Annotated in this window: 1 protein-coding gene; it reads right to left on the bottom strand. The window is 45.1% G+C overall.

The features are described 5' to 3' along the window. Positions 1-4 precede the first annotated feature (4 nt). A partial coding sequence (locus LAY57_RS35125; protein ID WP_275994532.1) for an RHS repeat-associated core domain-containing protein occupies positions 5-3,478 on the bottom strand: 3,474 nt, incomplete at its 5' end.

A 3,478-nucleotide genomic window follows, 5' to 3' on the forward strand; every position in this document is an offset into this window, starting at 1 on the left:
CTTTTTACTCTTGCTTAGCCTTTTTTTCTCCGTAATTTCCGATTGTGACAGTTGCGGGTGCGGAATGTGGGTTATAGCCTACTATGTAGAACCTACCAAAACCACCTTGTATTTCTGATAATCCAGGAATATTGATACCAAAGCTACCAGATAAAAACACTCCATTTAAATCTCCAACACCGGGAGTACCAATAAATGAGCGTGAAATGACCTCTACAGGAGTTCTTGTAGCAGATAAGAAGAATCCAGCCGCATAGGTTGCTCCAACTATCAACCATTTTCCCTCAATACCGGAAGTTGAAGTTAAGCTTAGTGTTCCCAATGCCCCGCCAGAACCGAACTCAGGACTCAAGCCTAACAGACCACCGGGAGCTGAAAGACTAGCAATTGAGAACTCTCCGTTCCAATCGATGCGCGAGTTTTGGAAGTTGCTTCGTAAAGCTGAAATACCAGCGCCAATTCCTATCCCAGCTGCAACTGTCCCAACTACTCCGCCTACGTGAGCCCAGGGTATACCTGCCAATATCCCTCCCAATGTTGGCCCACTCATAACGTCCGTTAGGGTAAATAAACCACTAGGATCTGTGTAACTTACAGGATTAGCATTGCCATACAAATACCGATGCCGCGACATCGGCTCTTTTTGCATACCCTCAAACGGATCTACAGAAGGGAAACGCCCTACATTCGGATCATAATACCTAGCCCTTAAATACTGCCAACCAAGATTTGAATCCAACTGCTCACCCCGATACAGGTAATTATTATTCGTATTGCCAGTTGAAGAAAGCAGATTACCAAAAGCATCGTAATTGTACTTATCCGTAACAGAACCCAACCCATCAGTGAGTTGTCGCACCCCACTATGTCCATCAAACAAATAAAATGACTTATTCCCATTACGATTCTGAGAAATCAAATCCAAACCATGCACGTAAGAAACCCGATTTCCCCCACCAGGCGCGTACTCCTCTAACACCTCTGCATAAGGACGATTAGCATCAACTAAATATCGTGTTTCCTCACCACCAACAATTGATGCCACCCGAATTCCATCAGCATCGTACCGATAATTAATCTCATTCGTACCGCTGGCATCTATAATTTCCACACTGGTCAGGCGATTTTCCCCATCCCAGAAATATTCCACCTGTTCGGGAGAATTTTGCACGTCAGCGAGAGTGAGATTGCCATTATTGTCATAAGTGTAATTTGTCGTTACCCCAGCAGTAGTCTCGCTCTGCAATCGGTCATTCCCGTCATAAGTATAAGTCGTCAAACCAAAAACTGAATCATTTTTAGTCTGACGATTTCCCACCGCATCATAAGTGTAAGAGATAGTGCGATCGCCATTCACAGAATCTGCGATCGCTTCTTTTGTGAGTCGATGCAGTTCGTCATAGGTATATTCAACTTTCCTTCCGCCATATTCTTCAACTTTTTGGCGGTTGCCAACTGCATCAAGAGTGTAGGTGTAGCTAGAAAGAATATTACCCTGGAGGTTTTTGTTTTCTAAATACTTCAGGCGATTTAGCTCGTCATAAGTGTAAGTTTGAGTCGTACCGTTGGGAAGAGAGACGTTTTTCAAGTTGCCAACTTCGTTGTAGGTGTAAATCGTCTCTTTATTATTGGGGTCGATAACTTTTTCCAAGCGGTTCAAATTATCGTAACGGTAGGTGGTAGTACCGGAAGGAGTCGTTATGGTTTCTACCAGTCCCGACTGATTATAAGTGTAGGAGATGGGAGTATTATCGGGTTCCATTCGGGAACGCAACAGACCCCGTTCGTCGTAGTCGTAGGTGGTGATACCGCGCCCATCCGTTACCGTTTCCCGTCTGCCAGTGGGGGTGTAAGTGAATTGAACCGACCTATTTTCGTTGAGGAAGTGTTTGGTTTTTAATCGGTTGAGAGAGTCGTAAGAGTATTCAATTGTCTTGCCGTTGAAGTCAGCAGTACGCTTGATATTACCGACTTTATCGTAGACTGTTTCCAAACGCTGAAGTAAAGGTCGCACGACCGCAGTGCGCCGACCCAAACCATCGTACTCGAACTTAGTAATACGGTCGTTAGCATCTTCCTGATAGACTAGATTGCCCGCTTCGTCATATTTATACTCAGTGCGCTGTTGTTTGGCATCTACAACTGCTGTAAGTCGGTCAAGGGCATCGTACTCGAAAAAGGTAGTTCGATTAGCTTGGTCAGTTTGGGCAATTACATTGCCAAAAGCATCGTATTTAGTCTTGGTAGTGGTTTTATCGGGGAAAATCGTTTCAACTATGCGATCTAGATTATCGTAAACAAATTTTGTCGTCCGATTTAATGCGTCGGTTTTGGTTATCTCTCGACCCGCCGCATCGCGAGTAGAGGTGGTTTTCTGAGTGCCACCTACCCCGCTGCGGGCAACTTTCATTCGACCTGCGGCGTCGTATTCAAACTCGCTGCGGTTGCCCCTTTCGTCAATTAAAGCTTTCATCCGACCCAGTTTGTCGTATTCGACTTTGATGCGGGGGTTGTCTTCTAGATTGCTAGGAGTGCTGTCGGGAAGAATCATTTCAGTGGGTCGCTTGAGGGGGTCGTACTTGAAGTGAGTCGTATTCCCCTCTTGGTCTGTCACAGCTTTGCGGTTGCCAGCTTCATCGTAGTCGATCTCAATTCTAAGGTTGTCAGTGAGGTCGTTGGGCGTATCGTCGGGCAAAATCGTTTCGTGCAATTGATTTTTATCGTCATACCGCATTTCGGTACGGCGACCAGAGGCATCAATTACAACTGTTTGATTGCCGTTTTTATCGTATTCGTACTTAGTCAAACCATTTTCAGCATCGAGGACTGTTTTAACATTCCCCTCGTTATCGTAGGTTTTGGTCGTTACCAGCGTGCGAACGCCGTTGGGTGTAGTTAGCTTGGTAGTTTCGGTGAGGATGTTACCGTTGGCATCGGGTGTGTACGTTGTTTGGTTATTTTCGGCATCTATTTTACGAATTCGATTGCCGTAGCTGTCATATTCAAATTTAGTGATATCGTCCTGGCCTTCGGTGATGGTGAGGGCATTGCCTCTATTGTCGTAAGTGTAGCTAATAATGTTACCTTCGGCGTCTTTTTTAGACAGTACGTTACCGCGCTTATCGAAGGTATAAGTGGTGGTGTTACCAAGGGGGTCTGTACTGGTGAGAAGCTGACCGAATTGATTGTAAGTGTAGCGGTCGGTTTGATTTAAGGGGTTAGTTCGAGTTAGCTGATTGCCTTGACTGTCATAGGTGTATTTAGTGGTGTACCCTTCCGTTCCAGTTTCGGGAGTAATCACCGTCTCACTCAGTGTATTATTCTCATCATCATAAGTCCGTTTCGTCACCTTACCCAACGGGTCAATCTCCGTCAGAATATTCCCCCTAGAATCATATTCATAAGTAGTCGCCTTACCAAAAACATCCTTAACAGTCTCCACAAAATTATTTGGGTCGTGAATCAACTCCACCGCATT

Source organism: Argonema antarcticum A004/B2, assembly GCF_023333585.1.
In the GTDB taxonomy this organism is placed as follows: domain Bacteria; phylum Cyanobacteriota; class Cyanobacteriia; order Cyanobacteriales; family Aerosakkonemataceae; genus Argonema; species Argonema antarcticum.